The 1,154-nt window shown below is 31.9% G+C and carries 1 protein-coding gene; it reads left to right on the plus strand.

From position 1 onward, the window contains the following. Positions 1-789: 789 nt before the first annotated feature. The gene (locus ORQ98_RS29480; RefSeq protein WP_274692401.1) at positions 790-960 is read left to right on the plus strand and encodes a metallothionein; all 171 of its coding nucleotides are present in this window, start codon (positions 790-792) and stop codon (positions 958-960) included. Positions 961-1,154 lie beyond the last annotated feature (194 nt).

Consider the following 1,154-nt stretch of genomic DNA (forward strand, 5'->3'; position numbering starts at 1 on the left):
AGCCCTCTGAGTCATTAAAATACAGAGCGGCTGCATGAATAAATTAGCAGTTATGTCAATCTAAAAAAACTTCGGAATCGAGTAGCCACCAAGTTCCCATTGTCTTCTTACCATCCTTGTAAACCAATAGCTCATAGTAGTTTAGTTAAAGGTGCTTACCTGGCCTTATATAAAGTTTTATTACCCTGATGTTTCAATATTTGTAACTGTAAACTTCTGGCGTGTAGCAAAACACTAAGTGTTTGATTTATAAGGCTTAACCTGGTTAACTTATATACAAAAGTTAACCAGTTTTTAAGCTACTTTTTCTGCATCATGACTAATCTTGACTAACCACAGACTTGCTTGCTATGAAACTCAATGGAGTATTTTGGAAGGTGATGATAAAAGACGTAGTTCCCCCTGTTATTTTTGATTTAAAAATTAGCACCAAAAAAATAACTAAAAAAACATGGCAAAACTAGTTCACTAAAATCAAGAGATAGATAGATAGATGAGTAGTTTATATAGCTTTCAAGAAACCATACTAGTAATTACTTTAAATCACCTGAATGCCTATTAAAAAGTTAAGTGTTTTAACTGCTTTGTTAAATGAAAAGTGGTGTACTTATGTCATGATAAATTATTGATCAAAACCGTTATATTATTACATAACAAAAATGATTTTCGCCCGCTTTATTTGTTATGTTATTACATATCGATATGAACTAATAGTCATATAAACTATATTTGCGTTGGTGTTTTTTTCTATTATTATATAGGCGAATTACTTTAAATAAGGATATTAAAATGACTGAAGTGGTTAATGCAAAATGTGCTTGTAAGGACTGTGTTTGTGTTTTTGAGGTAAGTAAAGCTGTTCAGAAAGACAATAAATATTATTGTAGTGATGCTTGTGCTGATAACCATAAAAATCAATCAGGCTGCAATCATTCATGTTGTGATAACTGCAAAGGTTGATCCTTAATATTAGGCGTCAGCAACATTATTTATAAAACGGTATAGCTTGGTAGGCTTTTAGGGTGAATAAAACAGTTAGATCACCCTAGTCCTTTATCAAACAGGTATTGTACTTCTCACTCGGTTCCGAAGTTTTTTTAGATTGACATAACTGCTAATTTATTCATGCAGCCGCTCTGTATTTTAATGACTCA

Origin of the sequence: Spartinivicinus poritis, from assembly GCF_028858535.1 — a bacterium.
Classification (GTDB): Bacteria; Pseudomonadota; Gammaproteobacteria; order Pseudomonadales; family Zooshikellaceae; genus Spartinivicinus; species Spartinivicinus poritis.

Coding starts and splice junctions, on each gene's coding strand:
- ORQ98_RS29480 (WP_274692401.1), top strand. CDS start 790: ATGACTGAAGTGGTTAATGCAAAATGTGCTTGTAAGGACTGTGTTTGT.